A 26061-nucleotide genomic window follows, 5' to 3' on the forward strand; every position below is an offset into this window, starting at 1 on the left:
TACAACGGTTCACCACTTCATTTCGCCCTTGGCGACTTTTGCGCTCAGCTCCAGTGAGCTTTCGTCGGCGAGGGTCGGGTAACGCTTTTTCATGGCCGCGATCAGTGCGGCGGAGTCCTTGGCCTTGGCGGTTTCCAGGTCAAAAGCCTTGATGTAGTCGGCGGTGAAGGCCACTGACGCCAGCGACGGCGTGCCCAGGTAGTGCCCCGGAATCACCGTGCGCGGTTGCAGCTGTTGGATGCGCTGCAGAGTCGCCAGCCAGTCTTTGTGAGACTGCGCGCTTTGGGTGTCGGCCATCCACACATGAATGTTCTGGGCGACCACCACGCCACCCACCACAGCCTTGATCGACGGGATCCACACAACGCTGCGATCCGGCTGCGGGCCGTCCAGGCCGATCACCTCCAGTGTCTGGCCTTCCAGGCTCAGGCTATGACCTTCAAGCACCTGGGGCACGATGATCTTGGCCGGTTTGTCGGCGCCCATTTTCGGGCCCCAATAGGCCAATTTGCCGGCCTCGGTGGCTTTGATGTGCTCGACCACCGGTTGTGGGGCCAGCACTTTGGCGTCGGGGAAGGCCGCAGTGAGGGTGTCGAGGCCGAAGTAGTAGTCCGGGTCGCCATGGCTGATGTAGATGGTGGTCAGGTGCTTGCCGCTGGCGCGGATTTTTTGCACCAGTTGCTCGGCCTGGCCTTTGCCGAATTGTGCGTCCACCAGGATTGCGTCCTTGGCGCCGCTGACCAATACCGAACTGACCGGGAAAATCGCTGCTTCACCGGGGTTGTACACGTCCAGGCTCAGATCGGCCGCTGCCGCATGGGCCGCGAAAGCCAGGGCGGCGCTGGCCAGAGTCAGGCGCTTGAAAATTGAGAACATCGGGTAGCTCCAGCATCGATTCAAAGAATGCACAGAGCTTAGTTGCACCAAACCAGACTAAAAATGCGATGCTGGAACATAGTTTGTTTCTAAAAGCGGACAGATCATGGATCGTCTTCAAGCAATGCGTGTGTTTGTCACCGTGGTCGACCTGGGCAGCCAATCCGCCGCCGCCGATCATTTGGACCTGTCGCGTCCGGTGGTATCGCGCTACCTGGCCGAGTTGGAGGATTGGGTCGGCGCGCGCCTGCTGCACCGCACCACGCGCAAGCTCAGCCTCACGGCGGCCGGCAGCGAAACTCTGCCCCGTTGCCGGCAAATGCTGGGGTTGAGTGCCGATATGCAGGCCGCCGTCAGCGAACCGGACGATGCGCCCCGTGGCCTGCTGCGCCTGAGTGTGAGTACCTCGTTCGGCCAGGCGCAACTGGCCGAGGCCATCGCCGAGTACGTCAAGCGTTACCCGTTGGTCACGGTCGATCTGCAGATGCTCGACCGCACCGTCAACCTGGTGGATGAGCGTATCGATTTGGCGATCCGCATGAGCAACGACCTGGACCCCAACCTGATCGCCCGGCGGCTTACGGTTTGCCGCTCGGTGGTGTGCGCCACCCCGGCGTATCTGCGTGAGCATGCGGCGCCGCAGAACGTCGAGGACCTGGCGCGACACAACTGCCTGACCCACTCGTATTTCGGTAAGAGCCTGTGGCATTTCGAAGAGCGGGGCGAACCTGTCTCTGTGCCGGTGAGTGGCACCATCACCGCCAACGAGGCCAGCACTCTGCTGCGTGTCACTCTGGCCAGCGCCGGAGTGGCGATGCTGCCCAGCTATCAGGCCGGGGATTACATCCGCCGTGGCGAACTGGTGCGCCTGCTGCCCAGCGCCGAACCCCGGCAGATGAACATCTATGCGGTCTACGCGTCGCGCAAGCACATGCCTTCGGCGCTGCGCAGCCTGCTGGATTTTCTGGTGTTGCGCTTTCCCGAAGAGCCGGCGTGGGATGAGGGTTTATACGCGACATAAACGGGTTGAATGGCGTCCAATAATGGCATCCTGCCCCGGCTGACCTATGCTTTAAACAGCACCGTGTATATCTGTGCAGAGGTCAGTGCCATGAGCATCAAAACCCGCAAGTACCTGATGATTTTCGCCCTCAGCGCGCTGGCCAGTGCGCTCTACGGGACGGCCGCCTACCGCGTCGAGCAGACCCGCATGCAACCGACCTTTGCGATCAGTTGCCATCAGGACCAGTGCATTCCCCACAGCGGCAGTTTCAGCGCGCTCAGGTAGGCTGCTGCGCTTTTAACTGTTCACGAAATGCCTTGGGTGAAAACCCGACCCGGCGGCGGAACAGCCGCGAGAAATTGGTCGGGTCGGAAAAACCCAACACCTCCGACATCTCATTGATGGTCATGCTGGTGTACGTCAGCAGGCGCTTGGCTTCCAGCAACTGGCGGTCATGCATGATCTGCAGCGCGGGCTGCCCGGCCAATTCGCGGCAGGTACCGTTCAGGTGCGACACCGAGATCCCCAGTTTGTGGGCCAGGTCCTCGATTTTGGGATGCTCGCGGTAGTGCTGTTCCACCAGCTGAGTGAAGCGCCGGAAATACTCACGACCCCGTGGTGCCCGTGGATGGCGGCGCTGGATCGCTTGGCGGCTGATCCACACCAGCAGCACGCTGACCAGGGCGTGCATAAGCATGTCCCGTGCCGGTTGCTCATCGGCGTATTCATCCTGCAGGCGCGCGAACAAGCTATTGAGGTAATCGCTGTCCTTGCCCGCTGGGTAATTGCCCAATGTCTGCAAGGCATCGACCGTGGAACCCAGTTGCGCCTGCATGTGGTCCACCAAGGGCGCGGCCAGGGTCACCACATAGCCTTCGACATCTTCACTGAAGCGAAACCCGTGCACGCACAGCGGCGGCAGGACCTGCAGCGTGGCTTCGTTGAGCGTGGTGCGCTGACCTTCGATCTCCAGCTGGGCCTGGCCTTTGTGCACATACAGCAACTGGCACAGATCCGCGTGCCGGTGGGGCTGTATCTCCCACTGGTATTCCCGACTGCGCCGGGAAATGGTTTCGCAGTGCAACAAATCGGGCGTCGGCCATTGCTGGCTTTCCCCGTACAGCTTGAAGACCGGAATCGCGGTTTTGGTCATGGTTTCAATCCGATACTCAGGATAGGGGTGCGGTAATCGCCCCGATTGGTAAAAAGCGCAGGCTTTGGCGCAGTTTTCACCTTCTTATGCCGTGCACTCAAGTGAAAAATGTCAGCTACAAGATCAATGACAACTCTTTCACTCAATCCGTTCGAGTGGAACTTGCGGGCGATAAAAATAATGAAAACGCTGAATACCCAAGTCGCCATTATCGGCGCCGGTCCGTCCGGACTGTTGCTCGGTCAACTGCTGCACAACGCCGGCATCCAGACCTTGATCCTTGAGCGTCAGAGCGCCGATTACGTGGCGGGGCGCATCCGCGCCGGCGTGCTGGAGCAGGGCATGGTTGACCTGCTGCGCGAGGCCGGTGTGAGCCAGCGCATGGATCGCGAAGGCCTGGTGCACGACGGTTTCGCGCTGGCGCTCGACGGTCAACTGACCCCTATCGATCTCAAGGCGTTGACCGGCGGCCAATCGGTGATGGTTTACGGCCAGACCGAAGTCACCCGCGACCTGATGGCCGCGCGCGCGGAAGCGGGCGCCACCACCCTGTATGAAGTGCGCGACGTACAGCCCCATGACCTCAAAAGTGATCGACCTTGGCTCACCTTCGAACACCAGGGCCAGGCGTTTCGGCTGGAGTGCGATTACATCGCCGGTTGCGACGGTTTTCATGGCGTGGCACGTCAGTCGATTCCGCCTGAGTCATTGACCATCTTTGAACGGGTCTACCCCTTCGGTTGGCTGGGCATCCTCGCCGACACACCGCCGGTGCACGAGGAACTGGTGTACGCCAAGCACCCTCGCGGGTTCGCCTTGTGCAGCATGCGGTCGCCGACCCGCAGCCGCTATTACCTGCAAGTGCCTGCGGACGAAGACCTGGAGCAATGGTCGGATGCGCGCTTCTGGGAGGAGCTCAAACGGCGCCTGCCCTCGGCATTGGCCGAGCAACTGGTGACTGGGCCGTCCATCGAAAAAAGCATCGCCCCGCTGCGCAGCTTTGTGGTGGAACCCATGCAGTACGGGCGCTTGTTCCTGCTCGGCGACGCCGCCCATATCGTGCCCCCCACCGGGGCCAAGGGCTTGAACCTGGCGGCCAGTGACGTGAGTACGTTATTCAGGATCTTGCTTAAGGTTTACCGCGAAGGCCGCGTGGATTTGTTGGAGCGCTATTCCGCCATTTGCCTGCGCCGCGTGTGGAAGGCCGAGCGGTTTTCCTGGTGGATGACCTCCATGCTGCATACATTCGCCGAGGCCGATGGCTTCAGCCAACGCATTGCCCAAAGCGAGTTGGAGTATTTCGTCGGCTCCGAAGCCGGGCTCAAAACCATCGCAGAAAATTACGTCGGACTTCCTTACGAGGCTATTGAATAGCCTGCTATCGTATTGCGCATTGCCGTGGGCGCCTTTCCCACGGCCTTGCTCGAAGGTTCCTGCGTGACTCAGCTTAATCACTCCACCCCACCTGTTCCCGCCGTGCGCAGTATTCTGATTGCGCTGATGATGGCCATCTTTCTTGGCGCCCTCGACCAGACCATCGTTGCGGTGTCCATGCCCGCCATCTCGGCCCGCTTCCACGACGTCAACCTGCTGGCCTGGGTGATTTCCGGTTACATGGTGGCGATGACGGTGGCGGTGCCGATCTACGGCAAACTCGGCGACCTGTACGGGCGTCGGCCGATGATGCTGATCGGCATGGGGCTGTTCACCGTGGCCTCGCTGTTGTGCGGCATGGCGCAAAGCATGGAACAACTGGTGCTGGCGCGGGTACTGCAGGGGATCGGCGCCGGGGGCATGATCTCGGTGAGCCAGGCGATCATCGGCGACATCATCCCGCCTCGCGAGCGTGGGCGTTATCAGGGCTATTTCAGCAGCATGTATGCGGTGGCCAGCGTGGCCGGGCCGGTGTTGGGCGGCTACATGACCGAGTACTTGTCGTGGCGCTGGGTGTTTCTGATCAATTTGCCCCTGGGCGCCGGTGCCTGGTACGTGGCCCATCGCACCCTGGTGGGGCTACCGGTGCCGCAACGCAAGCCGATCATCGATTACCTCGGCACTGTGCTGATGATCGTCGGCCTGACCGCGTTGCTGCTGGGCATCACCGAAATCGGCCAGGGCCATTCGTGGCGCGATTCGCAGGTGTTGGGGCTGCTGGGCGGTGCGCTGGTGGTGCTGACGCTGTTCGTGTGGCATGAACGCCGCGCGCGCGAACCGCTGCTGCCGATGCATCTGTTTGCCAACGCCAGCGCGGTGCTGTGCTGGTGCACGATTTTTTTCACCAGTTTCCAGGCGATTTCCCTGACGGTGCTGATGCCCCTGCGCTTTCAGACGGTGACCGGCGCCGGTGCCGACAGCGCCGCTCTGCATCTGCTTCCTTTGGCCATGGGCCTGCCGATCGGTGCTTACTGCGCTGGGCGCCGCACGTCGGTGACCGGGCGCTACAAACCGATGATCCTCAGCGGTGCGCTGTTGAGCCCGCTGGCGATCCTCGGCATGGCCTACAGCGCGCCGCAGGCGGTGGGGTTGACGGCGGTGTTTATGCTGCTGTGCGGGATCGCCGCCGGGATGCAGTTCCCCACCTCCCTGGTGGGCGCGCAGAACTCGGTGGCACAGCCGGATATCGGTGTAGCCACCAGCACCACCAACCTGTTCCGCTCCCTGGGCGGCGCGGTGGGGGTGGCCTGCATGTCGGCGCTGTTGCTGGCGTTGCTACAGGATTCCAGTTTCGCCCACCTGGCCAGCGGCGCTCTGGTGGCCGAGGGCGCGTCCGGCAACGTGCTGCTCGACGGCCTCAACGCCGCCCCCGGCCCGGCGCAAGACGCCCTGCGCGCGGAACTGGCGGTCACCTTCCGGCATTTGCTAATGGTGAGTGCGGCGGTGTCGTTGCTGGGGCTGGCGGCCGCCGTGGCCATGCCTGATCGCATACTGCGCGGGCGTGAGGACAAGGCCAAGTAACGGGAACCATGAACGACAAACTGTGGGAAGGTTTATTCCCTCCCACACCTGCATGCAGTCCAATTCAGATCAGGGGCTGTAGTAGCCCACCGCAACCATGAAATGCCCGGCCTTGCGCACATACGCATGCTTGTTCTCGACCTTGCCGGTCACCGGGTTTTTCCAGCGGTATTTGTATTCGCCCTGATCCTGCTCCGTCATCAGCTTAAGCATCGGCTCGCCTACCGGTTTGCCGTCCGGGTCCTTGATCTTGCTGAAGTCGGTGTTGATCAGCCGCAATGTGGTGCCGTGGGCCACGTAGCGGTGGGTATTGAGGTCGACCACAAATACATACAGGTCATCCTGTAGAAAACCGCCTTGCAGTGAGTTGATTGCCTTGAGTGTGCCGGTCTCGTCCTTGAGTAACGCGTTCACCGCTTTATTACGCAGCGCCCGCGCCTGTTCCGGCGTGGCCCTTGGCAGGTAGTAGCCCACCGCCAGGATGCGTTCGCCGACGCGCTGGTAGAACACATGTTTGTGCTCGACCTTGCCGTCGTTCCAGTTCTGCCAACGATAGTCAGCCTGCTGGATGCCCTGGCCTTCCGGAACCTTGAGCGCTTGCTTGAATGACTCACGCAGGTCCGGCCCCAGCACCTCGGACACATCGCGGCCGATCAACGCCGAAGACGGGCCGCCACTGGCCAGCAACACGCCTTTGGTGTCCACCACGAACACATAGCGGTCATGGTCGACAAACTCGCCCTGGCGACTGAACGCGGCGAACGCCTTATCGCCATTGCTCTGGTAATAAACCAGGGCTTTTTCCAGCAGCGCCTTGGCCGCCTGGGCGTCTTCATCCCGAGCGGTATCGGCATGCACCTGACTGAAACCCAACAGCAGCAACCAGGTGATGCGCAGCAGTCCCTTCATGAGCCAATCCTCGTTCTTGTTGATGTGAGCACAGCGTAGACGCCTATGGCTCAGGGCGCCGCCAGCCATTGATCGACGATGCCTTGGTACACCCCGGTGGCCACACTCAGGTGCAACCATTGGTCGACATAGCTTTTCCACGCCACGTCATCGCGGGGCAGCAGGAAGGCTTTTTCGCTGTACTGCATCTGCTTGTCCGGGTTGACCGCGCACAGCCCCGGCTTGAGTTTCTGCTGGAAGCGCGCCTCGCTGGCATCGGTGATCATCACGTCGGCCTTGCCCGCCAGCAACTCGTCGAAAATCGTCACGTTGTCATGCAGGCGAATCTGCGCTTTGCCCAAATGCGTGCGGGCGAATACTTCGTTGGTCCCGCCCGCCGGTTCGATCACCCGCACCTGGGGTTGGTTGATCTGCTCGACGCTCTGGTAACGCTGCACGTCGGCGCAGCGCACCAGCGGGATCTTGCCGTCGACCCCGAGGGACTGGCTGAAAAAGGCTTTTTTCTGGCGCTCCAACGACACTGAAATGCCGCCCACCGCGATATCGCAGCGTTGGGCCAGGAAGTCCGGCATCAGGGTTTTCCAAGTGGTGGGCACCCATTGGATCTTGGCGTTGAGGCTCTTGGCCAGGGATTCGGCCATGGCAATGTCGATGCCTTCGTAGCCGCCATCGGCGCGCAGGGAGGTGTAGGGCTTGTAGTCGCCGGTGGTGCACACGCTGAGGGTGCCACGCTGCAACACTTCATCGAGGCGCGACGGGGCGGTGTCGGCCAGAGCCGGCGCGGCCAGGCTGGCCAATACACCGAGGGCTAAAAGAGCTTTCATGCAGTCGCGTCCTTGGGGCGGGGTCGGGCGGCCATTATTTCCAGCGCGGGGCAGGGTGGCAAGGCGTGACGATTGTTTAGTCGGGCTGCAACCATACTCCGCCAACCGTGAATTTAACCGGCGATCGCGGCATGTGAGGCTGGCGCGCATCCCACCAGTGTGATTCGCCCATGGCCGCTTCCCCCGACGCCCACCTCGCGACACTGCCGTCCGCGCTGGCGTTCTGGGCGCTGTTCCATTGCCGCCACGCGCGCCCGCCGGATACCGCTCTCCTACGTTGATTGGCCCATTGGATGACGCACGCCTGTGCCCATCTGCCCGGCGGCGCCCGCGCGCCTGCCAGACCCACACGTATGAGAGCCCCCATGAGTGTTTTCGCCAGCCTGCACGAAGCCCAGTCTTTTCTTGAACACAACCCGGATATCGAACTGTTCGAGCTGTTTATCCTCGACAACAACGGTGTGCCCCGCGGCAAGCTGCTGCACCGCGATGAACTGCTGGCGGTGTATGAAAGCGGCCGCCCGCTGCCCAGTACCATCCTCGGCCTGACCATCAACGGCGACGACGTGGAAAACTCCGGGCTGGTTTGGGAGGTCGGCGATATCGACTGCCGCGCCTACCCGATCAGCGGCAGTTTGCAGCGTATGCCGTGGCGGTTGATCCCCACGGCGGCGGTGCAGGTCAGCATGCACCCCAGCGAGGGCCTGCCTGCCACCGTGGCCGACCCGCGCCAGGTGCTGGCCAAGGTGATCGACGCACTCAAGGCCGACGGCTATTACCCGGTGATGGCGGCCGAGCTGGAGTTCTACCTGCTCGATCAGAAACCCGACAGTCATGGCCGCCCGCAACCGGCGCTGGATCAGGACGGCGGCCGGCCGCGCGCGACCCAGGTCTACGGCCTGCGGGAACTGGAGCAGATCGAACCCTTCCTCGCCGACCTCTACAGCGCCTGCAAACTGCAAGGCATTCCGGCGCGCACGGCGATTTCCGAATACGCCCCGGGGCAGGTCGAGATCACCCTGGAGCACCGCTCCGACGCCCTGCAGGCCATGGACGAAGCGGTGCGCTACAAGCGCCTGGTCAAGGGCGTCGCACACAAACACGGCATGGCCGCCTGTTTTATGGCCAAACCGTTCGACGACCTGGCAGGCACCGGGCTGCATATGCACGTCAGCCTGGCGGATGCCGAAGGCCGCAATTTATTTGCCAGCGCCGCCGCCGATGGCACGCCGCTGTTGCGCCACGCGGTGGGCGGCATGCTCAGCACCTTGCTGGATTCGCTGCTGATGTTCTGCCCCAACGCCAACTCCTACCGGCGCTTCCAGGCCAACAGCTACGCGCCGTTGGCCGCCACCTGGGGGGTGGACAACCGTACCGTCAGCCTGCGTATTCCCGGCGGGCCAGCGCCCTCGCGGCATATCGAACACCGCATCTGCGGCGCCGACGCCAACCCATACCTGGCCGCCGCCGCGATCCTGGCCGGCATTCATCGCGGCATTCGCGAGCAGCGCGACCCCGGCGCCCCGGTGGAAGGCAACGGTTACGCCCAGGCCAAAGAGCGGTTGCCCACCGACTGGCTCACCACCCTGCGCGCACTGGAAGGGTCGCATTGGGCGCGGGAAGCGTTCGGGCCTGAGTTTCTCGGCGTGTACCTGGCGGTCAAGCGCGCCGAATACCGCCAGTTCATGGGGCAAGTCGGTGAACAGGACTGGCGCTGGTATTTGCATCAAGCATGACGGGATTAACGGTAGTGTCTTCGACCTTTTTTTCACGTTGCCGCCGTTAAGCTGCCAATCAAGGTCGTTCACTACCGTTTCACCCAGATGAGCCCATAGATGTCGTCACAACCTCCATCCTCCATCGAGATTGAATACGCCGAACGCTGTGGCCGTGAACACGCCCGGGTCTGCGGCGATACGCGCCCGCCAGGGCTGCGCCGGCGTCTGGTGGCGTGGCGCGACGCCTGGCTGGTGCGCCAGGCGTTGAAAGTGGCCGGTGAGCCGGGGCTGATCCTCGACCTGGCCTGCGGCTCGGGGCGGTTTTGGCCGGTGCTGGCCGAGCACGTCAACCGGGTGATTCTGGCCTCGGATAATTCCCAGGCCATGCTCGACCATGCTCGCACCCACTACCCGGCGTCGTTGCTCAAGCGCGTCAAGACGTTCCAGGGGTCGGCGTTTTCCATTGGCTTGTCGGAAAACGCGGTGGATTGCATCTTCTGCCTGGAATTGTTTCGTCATGTGCCCAACAGCGAAGGGCGCCTGGCGCTGCTGCGCGAGTTTCATCGGGTCAGTCGCGACACCGTGATTGTTTCGGTCAACTCCCGCGCCGTCGTCGAGGCAGAGTTCCGTCAGGCGGGGTTCAACGTGCTGCATCATCAGGAATTCGTGCCGGGCTCGGCGGTATGGCGAGTCTACGTACTGCGTAAGAGATGATAACTCCCATCTGTCGGACTATTCTTCAACTCCTGTCTGAGTTTTCATGATCGGCTGTGCACTGTGGATGCTCGCAAGCCTCTTGCGCGATATATACTGCGCGCCATTCTTCAAGGGAGAGCCGTGTGGCCATCGATATTCACTGGATCTGCGACAACGATAGCCTCGGCCAGCATTGCGCCGAATGGCAGCAGTTGCCATTCGTCGCCCTCGACACCGAATTCATGCGGGTCGATACCTTTTACCCCATTGCCGGGCTGATCCAGATCGGTGATGGCGTTCGCGCCTACCTGATCGATCCCCTGACCATCGACAACTGGCAACCCCTGGCCGCCTTGCTGGAAAACCCAGCCGTGATCAAGGTGGTGCATGCCTGCAGCGAAGACCTCGAAGTACTGTTGCGCCTGACCGGCAGCCTGCCGGTGCCGTTGTTCGACACCCAACTGGCAGCGGCTTACCTGAACCTCGGGTTCTCCATGGGCTATTCGCGTCTGGTGCAAGCCGTACTGGATATCGAGCTGCCCAAGGGCGAAACCCGCTCGGACTGGCTGCAGCGGCCATTGTCCGAAACTCAAATCAGCTACGCCGCCGAAGACGCGGTGCACTTGGCCGAGGTCTACACACGCTTGCGCCCACGGCTGTCGGACGACAAATACGCCTGGGTATTGGAGGACGGTGCCGAACTGGTGGCCAACCTGCGCCGCGAAGTCGACCCGTATGAGGTGTACCGCGATGCCAAGCTGGCGTGGAAACTGTCCCGCGCGCAACTGGCCGTATTGCGTGAGCTGTGCGCCTGGCGCGAGCAACAGGCCCGTGCCCGTGACCTGCCGCGCAACCGCATCATTCGTGAACATTCGCTCTGGCCCCTGGCCAAGTCCCAGCCGGATAACCTCGCCGCCCTGGGCAAGATCGAAGACATGCACCCGCGCACTGTGCGCCAGGACGGCCAGTTCCTGCTGGATCTGATCAAGCGTGCCGGCAGTGTGCCCGCCGACCAATGGCCGCCGGCCATCGCCGAACCGTTGCCGGTGGACGCCGCCGCGCTGATCAAGCAACTGCGCGCACTTGGCCAGGCCGAAGCTGAACGCCTGGACATGGCGCCGGAGCTGATGCTGCGCAAGAAAACCCTCGAAGCCCTGGTTAAAAGCGGCTACCCCGATGGGCCTTACCAATTGCCAGACTCGCTGCGTGGCTGGCGCCGTGAGTTGATGGGCCAGGCGCTGCTCGACAGCCTGGCCACTGCCGGAGAACAGCCTTGAAACGTATTTGCTCCATCTACCGCAGCCCCAAACGCGCCGGCATGTACCTGTACGTGCTTAAGAGCGATGCCCTCGAACGCGTACCCGAAGGTTTGGTGAGCGTATTCGGCAAACCGGTGCATGCCTTCGACCTGGTGCTGACGCCCGAGCGCAAGCTGCAACAGGAAGACATCCACCAGGTACTGGAAAACCTCGACAAGCAGGGTTACCACCTGCAAATGCCGCCGGCCGAGGACGAGTACATCGAACACTTGCCCGAAGAGCTGCTGCGTCGCAATGACCCGATGTGATCGGTAAGTGCCCTGTCCAGGGCACATTTTCAATGAAATCGTATGAGTTGGCGGTGGCCGTAAGGATGCGGGCGGCCGTCTGCACTGTTTTTGAAAGGTTTGAACCATGCGTGTTCTGATTGCTGAACAGGATCACCCGCTCTATGCGCGACTGCTGCGCGAAGCCGCGCCGGACCTGGAGGTGCTGACCAGCGGCGACTCCGCCGAGTTATCGCGCCTGGCCGCCGATTGCCCGGTGTGGCTGGGCCAGCCGGACCTGCTGGCGACGCTGTTACGCCAGGGCCATCAGCCGCAATGGCTGCAATCAACCTGGGCCGGTATCACGCCACTGTTGGCCGACGGCTTGCCGCGCAACTATCGCCTGACCCGTGCGGTAGGCATCTATGGCCAGGTGATGGCTGAGTTTGTGCTCACCTATATGCTTGGCCACGAGCGTGAAGTGCTGGCACGTCTGGTCAGCCAGGTCGAGCGCAAGTGGGACAACCGCATGGGCCAGAGCCTGGCGGGGCGCACGGTGCTGATCGTCGGCTGCGGCGATATCGGCCAAAGCGTGGCGCAGTTTCTGCTGCCGTTCGGCGTCAAGTTGTACGGCATCGCCAGCACTGCGCGGGAGCAGGCGCCGTTTATCGAAGTGGCCGGCCTCGATCAACTGGGGCGCTTGGTGGGGGAGGCCGACTACGTGATCAACCTGCTGCCGAACACGCCCAACACCCACGACCTGTACGACGCGGCGCTGTTCAAGCAATTCAAGCCGACCGGGCTGTTTATCAACGTTGGGCGCGGCGTGGCGGTGGTCGATGCCGACCTGGTCGAAGCCCTCAAGGAAGGGCATCTGGCGGGCGCGGTGATCGACGTCTGTCGCCAGGAGCCGTTGCCGCAGCGCCATCCGTTCTGGACCGCCTGGGGCCTATTGTTGACCGGGCACAGTTCGGCGCCGACCTCGCCGCCGATGATGGTGGATTTGTTTATCGAAAATTTACGCGCGTATCAGGCCAGTGTGCCCTTGCGCGGCGCCGTGAGTTTCGACCGCGGCTATTGAATACACAGGGTCGCGGCCGTTCGGCCATGCGGCGGTCGAGGGTGGGGCTCACGGAGTTTAAAAACGTCTGCTCACACTCAGTCGATTTCGCCGTTTACCGCCCTGTGTGAGGCTGGCGCTCTTTGCCAAAAAGAGTGCCCGCCCATGCTCAGTTCCGGTGCTGTTTCCTCATCTTCTGGCGTTACTCCGTTATTCCCCGCGCCGGCTGCCGACGCGGTCATTCCCCCGTCCCAGGTACCGGCGGCGTTGCCCACCGCTAATGCTCACCTGCGCACGGCGTTGGGCGACCGGCATAACTGGAAAGTCCTCGGGCAACAGCTCGCAGCCATGGCGACCCGGCTTGGCCCGGCGGCCACGCCACAGGCTGTGCAGGCTGCGTTGCGGCAGACGCGGATGGACCTGCATCCCGACTCCTCAAGCCTTGCGCAGCTCGGTGCCGCCCCAACACTTGAGGCTTTTATCCAGGCCAACGGTCTGCGCCTGCCGGCCAGGTTCTTTCACCTGACAAGCCTGGCGGACGCGGTTAGCGAGCGCGCCCTGGCGCATCCCTTGGGTAATTTCGGCGGTGGCCTGTCCTGGCCTGTCGCGCTGACGAGCGATGCACAGCGCATGTTGCTGCGCGCCGCCACCGACTATGCCGCGCGTCACCCGAATAATCCCCAGGCGGGCCCCAGTGCAGGGGTGCTGGAGTACCTCAACGGCAACCGTCCGCTCCCCAGCGATGCCGCCGACGATCCGGCGAAGGCGTTGCAAATGCTGGTCGGTTCCGCCCGTGGCCAGGCACTGGGCCAGGCCATGCAGCAACAGTTAAATGGCATCGCCACCGACACCAGCGTCAACGATTACACGCTGGCGGCCATCAACGTGGTGCTCGATCCCCAATCGGTCGCCGCACCCCGTCGCAATACAGTCGCAGGCTTCGATTTGGCTCAGCCGCGCTACTGGGGCAGGCCCATCACCGAGATACGCGCCGGGCTGAAGCAGCATTTGGTGGACAGCGGCCAGACCAGCGCCGGCATGGCCAATGTGGGCGCCTACGCGCTACTGGCCCGCAACGCCCCGCAGCTTCTGGTGAAGGATCTGCCTGACAACGTGACCTTTGGCAGTCCGGCCTGGGTCAGCCTGTCGATTGCGGCGGCAACCATCGAGGCCCAGGCGCCGGGTTCAGTGCCGAATATGACGTTTGCCCAGGTCATGCTCCAGGCCAAGCGTGCCGCCATGGCCGATCCGCTGGTCACCCAACACGCCCAGAGTGCCGCTTTGCTGGATTGGGGCGTGGTCAACGGCGTGGTGTCGGCCAAACCCGACGAGCGCTACACCCCAGCCGAGATCGAGCGGGTCAGAACCGCTTTCAATCGCCAGATGGATGAGCGTGTGCAGGCCTCCAGCCTGATGGAAACCGAGCTGCCGAACCGCAAGGAGATTGCGTTGGCCAAGCTCAAGGAACGGTTCGGCGAGGGCCTGCCCTTCGAGGCCAAGCGCCTGAGCGTCAAAGACCCGAGGCCCGGATTCGACCAGCCACTGTACGACCCGAACCGCGCGCCAGCGGGCCTGCACTCAATGCTCGATATTGCCATGGGCGGGTTGCACAACTACGCCTGGGAAACCCGCGACCCACGCCTGAGCAACGCGATCAAGGGCAAGTCCCTGAAGCTGGACGCCCATGGGGTTTTCAATAACCAACTCAACCAGGCAATCGCTGCGCGCAAGCAGGGCATAGGCACGACGATTAAACACCTGGTGGCGCAATTGCCCTTGGCTGATCGACAAAACCTCGAATATGGAAAACTCGAGTTTTTCCAGAACCATACATACGCGCTGGGGCTGGGCTTGACCGGTAGGACCCTGGAGCACAAGAACCCCACGCTACTGATCAAGGCCACCCGGCCCCATGGCGTTAGCGTCTACGCCCTGGATCTGAAGCAATGCGCTATTAGAACGATGCCGGCTTCGGTGCTGACCCGCGAGCGTGAGCGCGAGGCCAACCGGGTCTTCCCTATCGAACCCTTCACACCGCGGCATAACAGCGGTGCTGCGCCGAATCGGGTAGAGCAGGCCGTTCCGTCAAGTTTTGAGAGTGCGCGAACACAGTTCATCGCCGACGCCTTTGTCGAACATTTGGATATCGACAATGACGAAGCGGTCAAGCAGGCCAAGGGCGTCACGACCTACGATCGGCAGATGGAAAACGAATGGAAGCTGGCGGATTTTTTCCTGAATCTGGTGCCGCTCAGGTCAGCGATCGGCAATTTTAAGCAGGGCAATTACCTGGATGGCGCATTGGATCTGGGGATGGATGTCTTCGGTTTTGTCACCGCCGGCGCAGGGGCCTCAACCAAGTTGGCTAAGGTGGGCGCCACGGCGGCGTCTGCTGGGGGCAAGGCGTTGAAGGTGGCCAGGATCATCGGCACTACCGCAATCGGTGCATTCAACCCGGCCAGTGGCCTGGGCGATTTGATCGGTCAAGGCGCGGGGTTGATCCGTCGGGGTGGCAGTTACCTGCTGGGCAAGGCGTTGAGCGGGGTCAACCAGCTCAAGGGCGCCGCCGGCAGCTATGACCTGTTGAAGACGGTCAGCAAGCAGTACGACGCAGCGGCAACCGGCACGTTCAAGGTGGCGGGCCAGGCCGTTGAGGGGGGCGCGGTACTTAATAACGGTCGTTGGTATGCCTTTGATGTCGACCACCTGCGCCCATATGGGCCCCCGCTGGAGGAGTTCACCGCGCAGACCAAAGCGGTAGGCGGGGCCTTGACCAGCGTAAGACGCGATCCGGGTAGCGAGCTGAGTAACCGACTCCTGAAGCAGTACAGCGTGCCCGAATCCAGGATTGCCGGGCTTACGCGCAACAGTCGAGGGGTTTATACGGGAGTGGATGGCCATCTGTCCTTTATCCGCCAAACCGACAGCACCGGTGCAACCGCTGTGTATGAGGTTCGGCAAGTTACCCGTACCCAAGACGGTGCGGTGCAGGCGAGGATTTACCACAACAATCGCCAGACGCCGGTGATGGTGCAGCATGTCGAAGGCGACCAGTGGCTGCGGTTGGGCGCGCGCGGCGGTAATCCACCTACGGTTGCCGAGGATCTCGGGCCCATCATCGGCGCAGGTGGCGAAGGCACAATTTACGAAAGCCTTGACGGCAAGAGTGTCTATAAAGAGTTCGTTGATCCCGTCCGTGGCTATATCCCCAGCTATGTGCAGATAGAAACTGACTGCCTGAACACCTATTACGGCGCCGGCTTTGCAACGGCGATTATCGAAGGCGAGCAGGCCTATATAAAAATGGGCAAGTTGGATGGCGTCGCGCTCAGCACCGTCGGCGGCCGCAGCTTGCCGCCGCAGGCCAGCACCTTACTGGAGGACGCACTGCGGCGAATGGAGGAAAAAGGCATCTATCACCAGGACTTGCAGCTCAAGAACTTCCTGTATTCGGCCCGCGATAAAGTGGTGTATCCGGTGGATATCCAATCGATGCCGGCGGAGTTCGTGGTCGGCCCCGTTCTGGATGCCTACAACGACATGAAGAGCACCTTGCTTTGGCAGTTCAGTGGGTTGGTTGGCTCATGACACGACGGGGGCGGGCGTAGGTTTGAGCCCAGGTGGCGTCACAGCATGCCCTGCCGTTTGAGCGACAGGGCGTACGGCCTTACAGGCTGAAATCACCTTCGGATACCAACTCGCTCAACGGCCGGCGCGGGCTCGGTGTTTCACGGCCTTGCAGGTATTCCGGCAGACTCGATTTGTCGCCCAGCTTGCCCACGGCCACCGCCGCATGCAGTGCGTAACCCTCGGGAATCTTCAACTCTTTGCGGGTCAGTTCCTGATCGAAACCGGCCATGCCATGGGTGTACCAACCGCTGAGGCTGGCTTGCAGTGCCAGATGGCCCCAGGCCGAGCCGGTGTCGAAGGTGTGCCACAGCGCCGGGGTTTCCTCGCTGGCGCCAGGGGCAATGAAGTCGGTTTTCGAGGCGATGATCACCAGTGCCGAGGCATGCTGTGCCCAGCCGCGATTGAATTCATTGAGCAGGCCCAGGAAACGCTCCCAGTCCGGCGTGTCGCGGCGTGCGTAGAGAAAGCGCCACGGCTGCGAGTTGTAGGCCGATGGCGCCCAGCGTGCGGCCTCGAAGAAACTCAACAAGGTCTCCTTCGGGATGCTCTCGCCGGTAAACGCGCGGGGCGACCAGCGTTCGGTGAACTGGGGATGGATCGGGTAGTCGGCAACGCGGGTCATGGGCGGGTTCCTGATGGTCAATTCGGCGCTCCAAGCTACTGCGCGCCCGCTAGACTGACAAGTCTTGCAACACCGCCAGTCGTAAGCGCTTGGCCCCGAGGGGCGAGGGCACTAGACTGGCGGCCTTTTCACAGACCGATACCGATGCAGACCCATGGCCGCCAAAGTCGAACCCTTCTGGATACGCAAAACCCTCGATCAACTCGACCAGGAGGAATGGGAGTCGTTGTGCGACGGCTGTGGCTTGTGCTGCCTGCAAAAGCTTGAAGACGAAGATGACAACAGCGTTTATTACACGCGCATCGCCTGCAAGTTGCTGGACCTGAAAACCTGCCAGTGCACCGACTACCCCAACCGCCGCGCCTCGGTGCCGGACTGTATCCAACTCACGCCAGGCCAGGCCGACCAGTTCAAGTGGCTGCCGCCCACCTGCGGCTATCGCCTGGTGAGTGAGCGCAAGGATTTGCCGCTTTGGCACCATCTCGTCTGCGGTGACCGCGACGCCGTGCACCATGAACGTATTTCCCAGTCCGGGCGCATGCTCAGCGAAGGCAGCGTGCCCGAAGACGACTGGGAGGATTACCTGATTTTCCGCGCTGGCTGAGGGGAGTGTGTATGACAGTTGCAGCCAAGTGGGCAGCAGGCCTGGTGATGCTGGCCATCAGCGGCGCGGCGTGGAGCGCCAGGAAAGTCGACCTGGACTACCACGTCAAACTGTTGCCGCAGACCGAACAGGCCGAGGTGCGTATTAGCCTGTCCCAAGGCTCGGCGGTGCGTGGTCTGGATTTCGATTTGGGCAGCGGCGGCGACTACAGCGACTTCAAGGCTGAAGGGCAGTGGAAAGTCACCGGTCATCGTGGCCTGTGGCAGCCCGGCGCGGACAAAGCCAGCCTGACCTACCGGGTCCGCCTTACGCATACACGCAAGCCGGGTGTGTATGACACCCGGTTCACGCCGAGCTGGGCAGTGTTTCGCGGCGAGGATCTGGTGCCGCCCGCGCGGCTCGATCAGCAGGACGGGGTTGAGTTGGTCTCGCGCCTGGTGTTCGACCTGCCGGCCGGCTGGAAGAGCGTCGAAACCGCCTGGCCACGGATCGGTAAGAATAAATTCCGTATCGACAATGTCTCGCGCCTGTTCGACCGTCCCACTGGCTGGATGCTCGCCGGCAATCTGGGCAGTCGTCGCGTGCGCCTGGGGGAGACCGATGTCACCGTGGCGTCGCCCAAGGGGCAGGCCATGCGGCGCATGGATGTGCTGACGCTGCTGACTTTTGTCTGGCCGCAAGTGGAAGCGGCATTCCCGCGCCATCCGGCGAAACTGCTGGTGGTGGGCGCCAGTGATCCGATGCGCCGAGGTGCGTTCGCGGCGCGTGACTCGATCTTTCTCAACAGCCGCACGCCGTTGGTCAGCGAAAACGGCAGCAGCCCGTTGTTGCGCGAGGTGGTGCAGGCGATTGGTCGCTTCAATGACCATGACACCAGCGACTGGATCAGCGAAGGGTTGGCAGAGTTTTACGCCATCGAATTGCTGCGCCGTGGCGGTGGTATCACTGATGAGCGCTACGCGGCGATTCAGGCGCGGCTGACCAAGGAAGGCAAGGACGTGACCAGCCTGCGCGGCGAACATGTCAGCGGTGCGACGGTTTCCCGGGCGGTACTGGTGATGCAGGAGCTGGATCGCGAGATCCGCGTGAAAACCCACAACAAGCGCTCACTGGATGACTTGGCACAGGCAGTGATGCGCGCCGATAGCATCACCACCGCGGAGTTTGTGCAGTTGGCCGGGAGCATCATCGGCGAATCGTCGGTAGTGCTCGACTCCAAGCTTTTACGCTGATCCTCAGCCCTGCACGCACAAATCCAAACGTGGGAGTGGGCAACCCCCCTCCCACATTTGAATCTCCACTATGTCGAAGAGCTGTATCAGCCGGCAGTCTTAACTGCTTTCTCCGCCGCCACTTCGGCGCGGGTCTTGAGGTTCTTCAACTCTTCACCGGCGCGCTCGATTTTTGTGCGCACGGCGTTCATTTCCTGGCGGCCTTGTTCCAGTTTGTCCTTGAGCGAGCTGTGCCCGGTGAAGCCGCGCGCCAGGGCGACGCCGCCGATTGCCACTTGGATCAGGCCGAAAATCCCGCCGCGGCGCAGGCCTTTGCCGACCATCACGACGCCACCGGCCACGGAGCCGATGCGCTCCCAGCCGTGTACGTTTTGGGTGGGCTGAGTCTGGAACGGCGTGTGTTCGATGACAGGGCGCAAGGTTTTGCTGTCGCTCATGATCTCTCTCCAACAAGGGCAAGTGTCTGCAACTGACTGCTCGCAGACGCTGGATGTTCCGAAAAAATCAGTACTTGGGGCCCGAACGGGTGTTGTTGCCCTTGGCCAAACGGTCGTAAAGCACCACGTTGACCGTGGCGGCGAGGTTCATGCAGCCGGTGGTGGGGATGTACACCACGTCTTCGCACCAGTCGCGGATGTCTTTATCCAGGGAGCCGTCTTCCGGGCCGAAGATATACAGCGCGCGGTCGGGATGGGTGTACTCGGGCAACGGGCGGGCGCCGTCCACCAGTTCCACGGCCACTGGAATGCAGCCCAGCGGCAGGATTTTTTTCAGGTCATCGATGCCGATCAGCGGGATGTCGTGATGGACCTTCTTGGTGTCGGTGATGAAGTCCCGGGCGCGCTCGTAACGCACGCCGGTGTAAAACACCGAAGCCACGCCATAGCAGCCGGCGGCACGCATCACCGAACCGACGTTTTCGGGGGATTTGGGGTTATACAGACCGATGCAGCTGTAGCGTTTATTGCCCACGGGGAAGGGTGCCTTGAAGAAAAGCGGAGATTATACGGCCTGGAGGGCATGTATTGCTTGGGCCCGCGTTATCGGGGGCAAGCGCCCTCCCACATTTCGCTTGTGAGCCCCTACAAATGTGGGAAGCGGGAGGGAACAGGCGACGGCAATTTTCAGTCGTCTTTCTTCATCAAGCCCGCCAATGCCGCGAACGGGTTGTGGGTGGCCTTGGCAATCGTTGGGCTGCTGGTCGAGCCTTCGCCGAAGTACTGCTGGTCGGTGTAGCGCGAGTGTTCGTTGTCGTGGCAATACAGGCACAGCAATTCCCAGTTGGAACCGTCCTGGGGATTGTCATCATGGTTGTGGTTGCGGTGGTGTACCGTCAGTTCACTCAGGCGCTTGCCGGAGAATTCGCGGGCGCAGCGGCCGCATACGTGGGGGTACATCTTCAGCGCTTTGTCGCGGTAGCCCATTTCGCGGTCGCGCTGGGCATCGGCGAGGATGCGGTCCAGCTTGGCGGTGTGGGAGGGCGGGTTAGTCGAGCTCATCATGGCTCCTGGCTATTAGGTGGGTCACGGATAGGGTTGATTCTAGCTGCTTGAGGGCAGTCACTGCACCTGGCACCGATAGACCGCTATCGGGGCCGAGCCCCCTTCCACATGGGATCTTCAACGGATTCAGCCCTTGAGCTTTTCCGCAATCCAGATGGTATGCCGCGTGCCTTTGTTGCCATGGGCGAACACCTGCACCTCTTCGGCCTTGAAGCCGGCCTTGCGCAGTTTATCGCTGAACAGTTTATCGGCACTGGCCGACCACACCGCCAGCACCCCCTTGGGGCGCAGCGCTTTGGCGCAGGCGGCCAGGCCACCGGCGGAGTACAGCCAGCTATTGGCCTTTTGCGTCAAACCTTCCGGGCCGTTGTCGACGTCGAGCATGATCGCGTCAAACCCTTGGGGCTCGGCCTGCAGCACCTTGGCCACGTCTTCCTCGCGGATCACCGTGCGTGGGTCCAGCAATGGCCGGCCGGATTTTTCCCCCAGCGGTCCACGGTTCCATTCCACGACCCCAGGCACCAGTTCGGCCACCACCACTTCGGCATTTTTGCCCAAATGCTTGAGAGCCGAGGCCAGGGTGAAGCCCATGCCCAGACCGCCGATCAACACCCGCGAGTTCGGGCGACCGGCGACTTTGCGGCAGGGGATCTCGGCCAGCGCGTCTTCGGAACCGTGCATGCGCGTGTTCATCAACTGGCCACCGTCGCCGCCCTGGATCTTGATGACAAAATCCTCGCCGTATTCGAACAGGCACAAGGCACCGCCGTTGTCAGGGATTGGGGTGGTGTCCAGCAGAACGAAACGTTTCATGGAAATCTCATTGGGAAGGGCATTCTTGCGCGGTTGGGAGTAGCCTTACGACATTCCGGTCAGGCCATGGAGCCATCGATGAAGTGCAGCATTCTAACGGTCATTGTGTTGAGCGCGCTCGCATTGGGTGCGGCGCAGGCTCAGGAGTTGCAAACCGTACCGGTCGCCCCCACGCCAACTCCCGGCGCACCGGGTACGCCAACGCCCACCCTGTATCCCCAGGTCACCCCGCCGGTGGTACCCAAGAGCAACGGTTCGCCGCCCCTGGCGCCCATCGTCTTGCCCGCACCGCCAAAAGACCAGACAGTGCCCGGCTTGCAGCAGAACGACAGTAAACCGAAGACACCCGGCGGCTAGAATTGCTGCGATAGCAGTTGCCCGTCAGCCATGCGCAGGCGCTTGGACAAGGCAATCGCAATCGCGCGGATAATCTTGGCAGCGACCCGTGGCGCTTCGTTGAGCATTTTCTCCAGGGAGTCTTTGCCCAGGTTCAATAGCACGCAAGCACTGGCGGCCACGCAACTGGCCGAGCGTCGCTCGCCGTCGAGCACCGCCATCTCGCCAAAGGCCCGGCCGCTGCGCAGGGTGGCGATGGTCACGGGTTGGCCGTCGTGATGAGCCTTCTGCACCGCCACTTGGCCGCTGTGGAGGATGCACATGAAGGTGCCCGCATCGCCTTCGAGAAAGATCACCTCGCCTTGGGCAATGCTGCTGATGTTGAAGTAGCCGGCAGCGATATGAAAATCTTCCGGCAACAAAGGATCGAACAATCCGCAGTCCATCAGCATGTCGCGGATTTCATTATTGAGTTGTGTCGGTGGTGGCATGGCAGCAATTGGGTCCATCAAAACAGGGGCGGTCCTGTGTTCAGACCGAACCGCCGCACTAAGTTCCTAAATCAACCCGAGCGCCTTGAACACAAATGCATATTCGAGCGCTACGTCACGTAATCCCTGATAGCGACCGCTCATTCCACCGTGACCGGCGCCCAGTTCGGTCTTGAGCAATAGCAGGTTGTCGTCGGTCTTGGTGTCGCGCAGCTTGGCCACCCACTTGGCCGCTTCCCAGTACTGCACGCGACTGTCGTTGTAGCCGGCAATCACCAGCATGGCCGGGTAAGCCTGGGCGCGGACGTTTTCGTACGGCGCGTAGGCTTTGATGCGTGCGTAGACATCCGGGTCTTCTGGGTTGCCCCATTCGTCGTATTCGGTGACGGTCAGCGGCAGTTCCGGGTCGAGCATGGTGTTCAGCACATCCACGAACGGCACTTCGGCAATCGCCGCCTGGAACAGCTCGGGACGTTGGTTGAGTACCGCGCCGATCAACAAACCGCCGGCACTGCCGCCGCTGATGACCAGTTGCTTGGACGTGGTCAGGCCCTGGGCGATCAAGTGTTCGGCGCAGGCGATAAAGTCGCTGAAAGTGTTCTGCTTGTGTTCCTGCTTGCCGTTGCGATACCAGGCCTCGCCCAACTCGCCACCGCCGCGCACATGCGCAATGGCAAACGCGACGCCCCGGTCCAACAGGCTCAGGCGCGCATGGGAGAACCAAGGGTCCAGGCTCGAACCGTAGGCACCGTAGCCATACAGGTACAACGGTGTCGGCTTGCCCACCTGATCGCGCTTGACCACCAGGCTGATCGGCACCTGGGTGCCATCGGCCGACGTGGCCCACAGGCGCTGGCTCACATAGTCGTCGGCATTGAACACGCCGAGTACCGGGGTTTCCTTGAGCACCTGTTGCGCGCCACTTGCCAGCTCCAACTGCCGCACTTGGGCCGGACGGTTCAGTGCTTCGTAGCGCAGACGGATGCGGTCGCTGGGGAATTCCAGGCTGTTTTGTACGTAGAGGCTGTACGCGGCGTCGGGCAACTCCACACGGTAGGCCGCCAGGTCCTGGGGATGCACTTCGATCACCGGCAGGCCGCCGATGCGCAGGCTCAGGGTCATGGCGCGGGCGTTCAGGCTCACGCCGTCGAGCATCACGTCGTCGCGGTGCGGGATCAGGTTGTGCCAATCGGCTTCGGTGGGCACCTCGCCGGTGTCGGCGGCGACGAACAGCGCGTAGTTGATGCCGTCGCGGTTGCTGCGGATAAACCAGGTCCACTGGCCATCGAGCTGGCCGTGGTCCACATCGTATTCGTGATCCTCCACCCGTGGCGCCACGCAGGTGAAGTCCAGGTGCGGCTGGTTGGCGTCCAGCGCCCAGATTTCGCTGGTGGTCTTGCTGCCCAGCGCCAGCAGCAACTGGCGTTCGGAGCTTGAGCGGTAGCAATGCAGGAAGAACCGTCCGTCAGGCTCGTGGAACACTTCCTGCGCCGCCGTGCCATCCAGGCGATAGCGATACAGCTTGTGCGGGCGGTGGGTGTCGTCCAATTCGCCGAAGAACAGGGTCAGGCTGTCGTTGGCCCAGGTCATGCTGCCGTCGCAGTGATCGAATTCCAGTTCGCTGACTTTGTCGGTGGCCAATTCCTTCACGAACAGGGTGTAGATCTCATCGCCACTGGTATCGAGGCTGTAGGCCAGGCGCTGATGGTCGGGGCTGATGCTGAACGCGCCAAGGGAGAAGAACCCGCCGTTGGCCAGCACGTTCGGGTCCAGCAGCAGTTCTTCGCTGCCTTCATCCACTTGGTTGCTGTCGTCGGCGGGGCGACGGCAGCGGTAGTGGCGCGCATATTCGTCACCGGCGGTGGTGCGCGTGTAATACAGGTACGGGCCCCAGGGGGAGGGCAGGGACAGGTCGGTTTCGAGGATGCGCCCCTTGATCTCGTCGAACAGGCTTTCGCGCAGGGCCGCTTGATCGGCGAGCTGGGCTTCCTGCCAGGCGTTTTCGGCTTTGAGGTAATCGAGCACTTCGGCGCTGTCACGCTCTTGCAGCCAGGCGTACGGGTCCTGGCCGGGGGCCTTGCGGGCAATCGGGGCGGCAGTGATGTGGGTCGATGACGGCATGGATCACTCTCTGTCTGGCGGAAGGTGGCGGGCATTGCAGCCGTGACACGCAAAAGCCGTTATGATAGCCGCCTGTTTGCCAACCTTGCCATGGACACCATGACCGAGAACGACTATCTGACCGCTTGGGGCCTTTACGCCTTCGCCGCTTTGGGCTGCCTGTTGGTGTGGTGGCGCCTGACCCGCTGGATCTGGCGCTGGCTGCGCGAGCCGCTGCAACTGCTGATGGCGGTGCTGTTGTTCAGCCCGACCATCGTCGATCCGGTCAAGACCCAGTTCGCGCCGGCCGTGGCCATTACGGCAATGGACCTGGTGCTCAAGGTCGGCAACAACGCCTGGCGTGCCATCTCCGATTTGTTCATGTACACGATGATCGCGTTCGGCGTGTACCTGGTGTTCGTGCTGATCCGCTGGCCCATCGAGCGTGCCGCCAAGGCGCGCCGCGAGCGCAAGGCCGCCACCGACGCCGCCCTGGCCGCCGAAGACCAGGACGATGACGAACCTTTCCGGCGCCCGGCGCCCGTCAGCGGTATGCGAGTCGAACCGCGTCTTTAACGTTGTAAGCCCTGCAGCGAGAGCCCTGGCATGTGTGAATTATTGGGCATGAGTGCCAACGTCCCCACCGATATCGTGTTCAGCTTTACCGGGCTGATGCAGCGCGGTGGGCGCACCGGGCCGCACCGCGACGGTTGGGGTATCGCGTTCTACGAAGGCCGTGGCCTGCGTTTGTTTCAGGACCCGGCCGCGAGCAGCGAATCGGAAGTCGCCCTGCTGGTGCAGCGTTATCCCATCAAAAGCGAAGTGGTGATTGGCCATATCCGCCAGGCCAATGTCGGCAAGGTGAGCCTGGCCAATACCCACCCGTTCGTGCGCGAGCTGTGGGGGCGCAACTGGTGTTTTGCCCATAACGGCCAACTGGCGGACTTCGCCCCACGCGCCACGTTCTACCGGCCGGTGGGCGATACCGACAGCGAAGCGGCGTTCTGCGATCTGCTCAACCGCGTGCGCGAAGCCTTCCCCGAGCCGGTGGACATCGAGCAAATGCTGCCGGACCTGATCGCCGCCTGCGCCGAGTACCGCAGCAAAGGCGTCTTCAACTGCCTGCTCAGCGATGGCGACTGGCTGTTCTGCTATTGCTCGACCAAACTGGCCCAGATCACCCGGCGTGCACCGTTCGGTCCGGCGCGCTTGAAAGATGTCGACGTGATCGTCGATTTTCAGGCCGAAACCACGCCCAACGACGTGGTCACGGTGATTGCCACCGAACCCCTGACCGACAACGAAAACTGGACCCGCTACGAACCGGGTCAATGGAGCCTATGGCGACGCGGAGAATGCGTCAGCCAGGGCATTACCGAGTAAGGACATCGACTATGTTGCTCAGCTATCTGCGGTTGGTGCTGTTTGCCATTGGCCTGTTGGTCGGTGTGCAAGTGCCGGGGTTTATCAGCGATTACGCTAAGCGCGTCGAAGCCCACCTGATCGAGGCCCAGACCAGCCTGCGTGGCTTCGAAACCACGGCGCAGCAGTTCTTCAAGGGGGACATGCACGCCCTGGTCGAGCATTACCGTGCCAGCGATGACCCGGTGTTCCAGAGCGATGCCAGCAGCCTGGGCGCTTTGCTCGATCGCCAAGTGGCGTTGGACAAGCAATTCCAGGCCATGCAGGGCCCCTGGTATATCCGCGCGCTGCAAGTGGCGGTGGCCGCGGACCCGGATATCCGCCAGGAAACCTGGAACGGCTACAGCTACCAGATCCTGCTGACCCCCGAAGCCATGGGCTGGGGCCTGGGTGGGGCGATGCTGTTGTCGTTCGGCCTGGAATGCCTGTACCGCTTGATCGACTGGATCGTGCTCGGCGGCAAGCGCCTGCGCCAGAGCCGGCCGATTGAAGAGCGGGACCTCAAGGGGCTCTAACGCCCAACTCGATCAAGTGTGGGAGGGGGCTTGCCCCCCGATAGCAGTGGATCAGTCAGCCGAACTGTCACTGAC

27 protein-coding genes are annotated in these 26061 nt (G+C 62.2%); 16 read left to right on the forward strand and 11 right to left on the reverse strand.

Annotation, left to right across the window (positions count from 1 at the left end; translation table 11 throughout):
• Nucleotides 1–9 precede the first annotated feature (9 nt).
• Nucleotides 10–876: an MBL fold metallo-hydrolase gene (locus YA0848_RS03155; RefSeq protein WP_099312591.1), complete on the reverse strand. Its 867-nt coding sequence runs from the start codon at nt 874–876 to the stop codon at nt 10–12.
• A gap of 106 nt (nt 877–982) precedes the next feature.
• Here YA0848_RS03155 and YA0848_RS03160 point away from each other — a divergent pair, with 106 nt between their 5' ends.
• Together YA0848_RS03160 and YA0848_RS03165 are read left to right on the forward strand one after the other, a co-directional pair.
• Nucleotides 983–1897, forward strand: coding sequence for a LysR family transcriptional regulator (locus YA0848_RS03160; protein WP_169903298.1), 915 nt, complete (start codon nt 983–985; stop codon nt 1895–1897).
• Between the two features lie 90 nt (nt 1898–1987).
• Nucleotides 1988–2164: a hypothetical protein gene (locus YA0848_RS03165; RefSeq protein ID WP_167389878.1), complete on the forward strand. Its 177-nt coding sequence runs from the start codon at nt 1988–1990 to the stop codon at nt 2162–2164.
• Here the strand turns inward: YA0848_RS03165 and YA0848_RS03170 are convergent.
• Complete coding sequence (locus YA0848_RS03170; protein WP_034112419.1) at nt 2157–3032, reverse strand: helix-turn-helix domain-containing protein; 876 nt, start codon at nt 3030–3032, stop codon at nt 2157–2159. The two genes, YA0848_RS03165 and YA0848_RS03170, sit on opposite strands and share 8 nt — an antisense overlap.
• Nucleotides 3033–3221: 189 nt before the next feature.
• On the opposite strand from YA0848_RS03170, the gene pobA reads away from it, so the two are divergent.
• Together pobA and YA0848_RS03180 are read left to right on the forward strand one after the other, a co-directional pair.
• A complete protein-coding gene (gene pobA, locus YA0848_RS03175; RefSeq protein WP_169903324.1) occupies nt 3222–4406 on the forward strand; it encodes a 4-hydroxybenzoate 3-monooxygenase in 1185 nt (394 codons plus the stop codon).
• A gap of 129 nt (nt 4407–4535) precedes the next feature.
• Nucleotides 4536–5987, forward strand: a complete 1452-nt coding sequence (locus YA0848_RS03180; protein WP_232925024.1) for an MDR family MFS transporter — start codon at nt 4536–4538, stop codon at nt 5985–5987.
• Nucleotides 5988–6056: 69 nt separating this feature from the next.
• On the opposite strand, the gene YA0848_RS03185 is transcribed toward YA0848_RS03180, so the two are convergent.
• Complete coding sequence (locus YA0848_RS03185) at nt 6057–6896, reverse strand: cache domain-containing protein (protein WP_040267610.1); 840 nt, start codon at nt 6894–6896, stop codon at nt 6057–6059.
• A gap of 50 nt (nt 6897–6946) precedes the next feature.
• Entirely contained in the window at nt 6947–7720 is a 774-nt protein-coding gene (locus YA0848_RS03190; protein ID WP_034096435.1) for a transporter substrate-binding domain-containing protein, read from the reverse strand.
• Between the two features lie 365 nt (nt 7721–8085).
• Between YA0848_RS03190 and YA0848_RS03195 the strand changes: the two genes are divergently transcribed.
• The 6 genes from YA0848_RS03195 (at nt 8086) to YA0848_RS03220 (ending at nt 16307) form a co-directional block, all read left to right on the forward strand.
• Nucleotides 8086–9456: a glutamine synthetase family protein gene (locus YA0848_RS03195; RefSeq protein ID WP_034096436.1), complete on the forward strand. Its 1371-nt coding sequence runs from the start codon at nt 8086–8088 to the stop codon at nt 9454–9456.
• Nucleotides 9457–9555: 99 nt separating this feature from the next.
• Nucleotides 9556–10152: a class I SAM-dependent methyltransferase gene (locus YA0848_RS03200; RefSeq protein WP_034096437.1), complete on the forward strand. Its 597-nt coding sequence runs from the start codon at nt 9556–9558 to the stop codon at nt 10150–10152.
• A gap of 125 nt (nt 10153–10277) precedes the next feature.
• Nucleotides 10278–11411 (forward strand): ribonuclease D, encoded by a 1134-nt coding sequence (gene rnd / locus YA0848_RS03205; protein ID WP_169903296.1) that lies wholly within the window; start codon nt 10278–10280, stop codon nt 11409–11411.
• Nucleotides 11408–11701 (forward strand): YcgL domain-containing protein, encoded by a 294-nt coding sequence (locus YA0848_RS03210; RefSeq protein WP_034096439.1) that lies wholly within the window; start codon nt 11408–11410, stop codon nt 11699–11701. The genes rnd and YA0848_RS03210 overlap by 4 nt, the downstream gene beginning before the upstream one ends.
• A gap of 106 nt (nt 11702–11807) precedes the next feature.
• Nucleotides 11808–12740 carry a D-2-hydroxyacid dehydrogenase gene (locus tag YA0848_RS03215; RefSeq protein WP_034112423.1) on the forward strand — a complete coding sequence of 311 codons (933 nt, stop codon included), beginning with the start codon at nt 11808–11810 and terminating at the stop codon, nt 12738–12740.
• 144 nt (nt 12741–12884) lie between these two features.
• Nucleotides 12885–16307 (forward strand): OspG family effector kinase, encoded by a 3423-nt coding sequence (locus tag YA0848_RS03220; protein WP_169903295.1) that lies wholly within the window; start codon nt 12885–12887, stop codon nt 16305–16307.
• A 79-nt stretch (nt 16308–16386) separates the two neighbouring features.
• Here YA0848_RS03220 and YA0848_RS03225 read toward each other — a convergent pair whose 3' ends face one another.
• Entirely contained in the window at nt 16387–16971 is a 585-nt protein-coding gene (locus YA0848_RS03225; protein WP_040267616.1) for a nitroreductase family protein, read from the reverse strand.
• Between the two features lie 154 nt (nt 16972–17125).
• Here YA0848_RS03225 and YA0848_RS03230 point away from each other — a divergent pair, with 154 nt between their 5' ends.
• Nucleotides 17126–17575, forward strand: a complete 450-nt coding sequence (locus YA0848_RS03230; protein ID WP_034096443.1) for a YcgN family cysteine cluster protein — start codon at nt 17126–17128, stop codon at nt 17573–17575.
• 11 nt (nt 17576–17586) lie between these two features.
• The gene (locus tag YA0848_RS03235) at nt 17587–18807 is read left to right on the forward strand and encodes a hypothetical protein (RefSeq protein WP_099312576.1); all 1221 of its coding nucleotides are present in this window, start codon (nt 17587–17589) and stop codon (nt 18805–18807) included.
• 86 nt (nt 18808–18893) lie between these two features.
• Here the strand turns inward: YA0848_RS03235 and YA0848_RS03240 are convergent, their stop codons facing one another.
• The 4 genes from YA0848_RS03240 to YA0848_RS03255 all read right to left on the reverse strand — a co-directional run bounded on the left by YA0848_RS03240 (nt 18894) and on the right by YA0848_RS03255 (nt 21122).
• Nucleotides 18894–19244 (reverse strand): YgaP family membrane protein, encoded by a 351-nt coding sequence (locus tag YA0848_RS03240; protein WP_034112432.1) that lies wholly within the window; start codon nt 19242–19244, stop codon nt 18894–18896.
• Between the two features lie 67 nt (nt 19245–19311).
• Nucleotides 19312–19779, reverse strand: coding sequence for an RNA methyltransferase (locus tag YA0848_RS03245; protein ID WP_034096446.1), 468 nt, complete (start codon nt 19777–19779; stop codon nt 19312–19314).
• A 152-nt stretch (nt 19780–19931) separates the two neighbouring features.
• Nucleotides 19932–20306 (reverse strand): YajD family HNH nuclease, encoded by a 375-nt coding sequence (locus YA0848_RS03250; RefSeq protein ID WP_025858458.1) that lies wholly within the window; start codon nt 20304–20306, stop codon nt 19932–19934.
• Between the two features lie 129 nt (nt 20307–20435).
• Nucleotides 20436–21122, reverse strand: coding sequence for a spermidine synthase (locus YA0848_RS03255; protein WP_047882589.1), 687 nt, complete (start codon nt 21120–21122; stop codon nt 20436–20438).
• A 78-nt stretch (nt 21123–21200) separates the two neighbouring features.
• Here YA0848_RS03255 and YA0848_RS03260 point away from each other — a divergent pair, with 78 nt between their 5' ends.
• Nucleotides 21201–21479 carry a hypothetical protein gene (locus YA0848_RS03260; protein ID WP_047882590.1) on the forward strand — a complete coding sequence of 93 codons (279 nt, stop codon included), beginning with the start codon at nt 21201–21203 and terminating at the stop codon, nt 21477–21479.
• On the opposite strand, the gene YA0848_RS03265 is transcribed toward YA0848_RS03260, so the two are convergent.
• Both YA0848_RS03265 and YA0848_RS03270 read right to left on the reverse strand, forming a co-directional pair.
• Nucleotides 21476–21949, reverse strand: a complete 474-nt coding sequence (locus YA0848_RS03265) for a cyclic nucleotide-binding domain-containing protein (protein WP_034096785.1) — start codon at nt 21947–21949, stop codon at nt 21476–21478. The genes YA0848_RS03260 and YA0848_RS03265 overlap by 4 nt on opposite strands.
• 66 nt (nt 21950–22015) lie before the next feature.
• Entirely contained in the window at nt 22016–24070 is a 2055-nt protein-coding gene (locus YA0848_RS03270; protein WP_047882591.1) for a S9 family peptidase, read from the reverse strand.
• Nucleotides 24071–24094: 24 nt separating this feature from the next.
• Between YA0848_RS03270 and YA0848_RS03275 the strand changes: the two genes are divergently transcribed.
• Genes YA0848_RS03275 through YA0848_RS03285 form a run of 3 tightly spaced genes read left to right on the forward strand, consistent with a single transcriptional unit; the run spans nt 24095 to nt 25986 of the window.
• Nucleotides 24095–24625 (forward strand): hypothetical protein, encoded by a 531-nt coding sequence (locus YA0848_RS03275; protein WP_034096450.1) that lies wholly within the window; start codon nt 24095–24097, stop codon nt 24623–24625.
• Nucleotides 24626–24655: 30 nt separating this feature from the next.
• On the forward strand, nt 24656–25432 hold the full coding sequence (locus YA0848_RS03280) for a class II glutamine amidotransferase (protein ID WP_034096451.1): 777 nt from the start codon (nt 24656–24658) through the stop codon (nt 25430–25432).
• 11 nt (nt 25433–25443) lie between these two features.
• Complete coding sequence (locus YA0848_RS03285) at nt 25444–25986, forward strand: DUF2937 family protein (RefSeq protein ID WP_034096452.1); 543 nt, start codon at nt 25444–25446, stop codon at nt 25984–25986.
• Nucleotides 25987–26061: the final 75 nt, after the last annotated feature.

The organism is Pseudomonas sp. S4_EA_1b, assembly GCF_016307435.1.
GTDB lineage: Bacteria > Pseudomonadota > Gammaproteobacteria > Pseudomonadales > Pseudomonadaceae > Aquipseudomonas > Aquipseudomonas rhodesiae.

Coding starts and splice junctions, on each gene's coding strand:
- YA0848_RS03255 (WP_047882589.1), bottom strand. CDS start 21,122: ATGAAACGTTTCGTTCTGCTGGACACCACCCCAATCCCTGACAACGGC.
- YA0848_RS03215 (WP_034112423.1), top strand. CDS start 11,808: ATGCGTGTTCTGATTGCTGAACAGGATCACCCGCTCTATGCGCGACTG.
- YA0848_RS03165 (WP_167389878.1), top strand. CDS start 1,988: ATGAGCATCAAAACCCGCAAGTACCTGATGATTTTCGCCCTCAGCGCG.
- YA0848_RS03170 (WP_034112419.1), bottom strand. CDS start 3,032: ATGACCAAAACCGCGATTCCGGTCTTCAAGCTGTACGGGGAAAGCCAG.
- YA0848_RS03265 (WP_034096785.1), bottom strand. CDS start 21,949: ATGCCACCACCGACACAACTCAATAATGAAATCCGCGACATGCTGATG.
- YA0848_RS03260 (WP_047882590.1), top strand. CDS start 21,201: ATGAAGTGCAGCATTCTAACGGTCATTGTGTTGAGCGCGCTCGCATTG.
- YA0848_RS03220 (WP_169903295.1), top strand. CDS start 12,885: ATGCTCAGTTCCGGTGCTGTTTCCTCATCTTCTGGCGTTACTCCGTTA.
- YA0848_RS03200 (WP_034096437.1), top strand. CDS start 9,556: ATGTCGTCACAACCTCCATCCTCCATCGAGATTGAATACGCCGAACGC.
- YA0848_RS03185 (WP_040267610.1), bottom strand. CDS start 6,896: ATGAAGGGACTGCTGCGCATCACCTGGTTGCTGCTGTTGGGTTTCAGT.
- YA0848_RS03235 (WP_099312576.1), top strand. CDS start 17,587: ATGACAGTTGCAGCCAAGTGGGCAGCAGGCCTGGTGATGCTGGCCATC.
- YA0848_RS03225 (WP_040267616.1), bottom strand. CDS start 16,971: ATGACCCGCGTTGCCGACTACCCGATCCATCCCCAGTTCACCGAACGC.
- YA0848_RS03285 (WP_034096452.1), top strand. CDS start 25,444: ATGTTGCTCAGCTATCTGCGGTTGGTGCTGTTTGCCATTGGCCTGTTG.
- YA0848_RS03155 (WP_099312591.1), bottom strand. CDS start 876: ATGTTCTCAATTTTCAAGCGCCTGACTCTGGCCAGCGCCGCCCTGGCT.
- YA0848_RS03160 (WP_169903298.1), top strand. CDS start 983: ATGGATCGTCTTCAAGCAATGCGTGTGTTTGTCACCGTGGTCGACCTG.
- YA0848_RS03230 (WP_034096443.1), top strand. CDS start 17,126: ATGGCCGCCAAAGTCGAACCCTTCTGGATACGCAAAACCCTCGATCAA.
- YA0848_RS03240 (WP_034112432.1), bottom strand. CDS start 19,244: ATGAGCGACAGCAAAACCTTGCGCCCTGTCATCGAACACACGCCGTTC.
- YA0848_RS03250 (WP_025858458.1), bottom strand. CDS start 20,306: ATGAGCTCGACTAACCCGCCCTCCCACACCGCCAAGCTGGACCGCATC.
- YA0848_RS03270 (WP_047882591.1), bottom strand. CDS start 24,070: ATGCCGTCATCGACCCACATCACTGCCGCCCCGATTGCCCGCAAGGCC.
- YA0848_RS03280 (WP_034096451.1), top strand. CDS start 24,656: ATGTGTGAATTATTGGGCATGAGTGCCAACGTCCCCACCGATATCGTG.
- YA0848_RS03190 (WP_034096435.1), bottom strand. CDS start 7,720: ATGAAAGCTCTTTTAGCCCTCGGTGTATTGGCCAGCCTGGCCGCGCCG.
- YA0848_RS03180 (WP_232925024.1), top strand. CDS start 4,536: ATGGCCATCTTTCTTGGCGCCCTCGACCAGACCATCGTTGCGGTGTCC.
- YA0848_RS03195 (WP_034096436.1), top strand. CDS start 8,086: ATGAGTGTTTTCGCCAGCCTGCACGAAGCCCAGTCTTTTCTTGAACAC.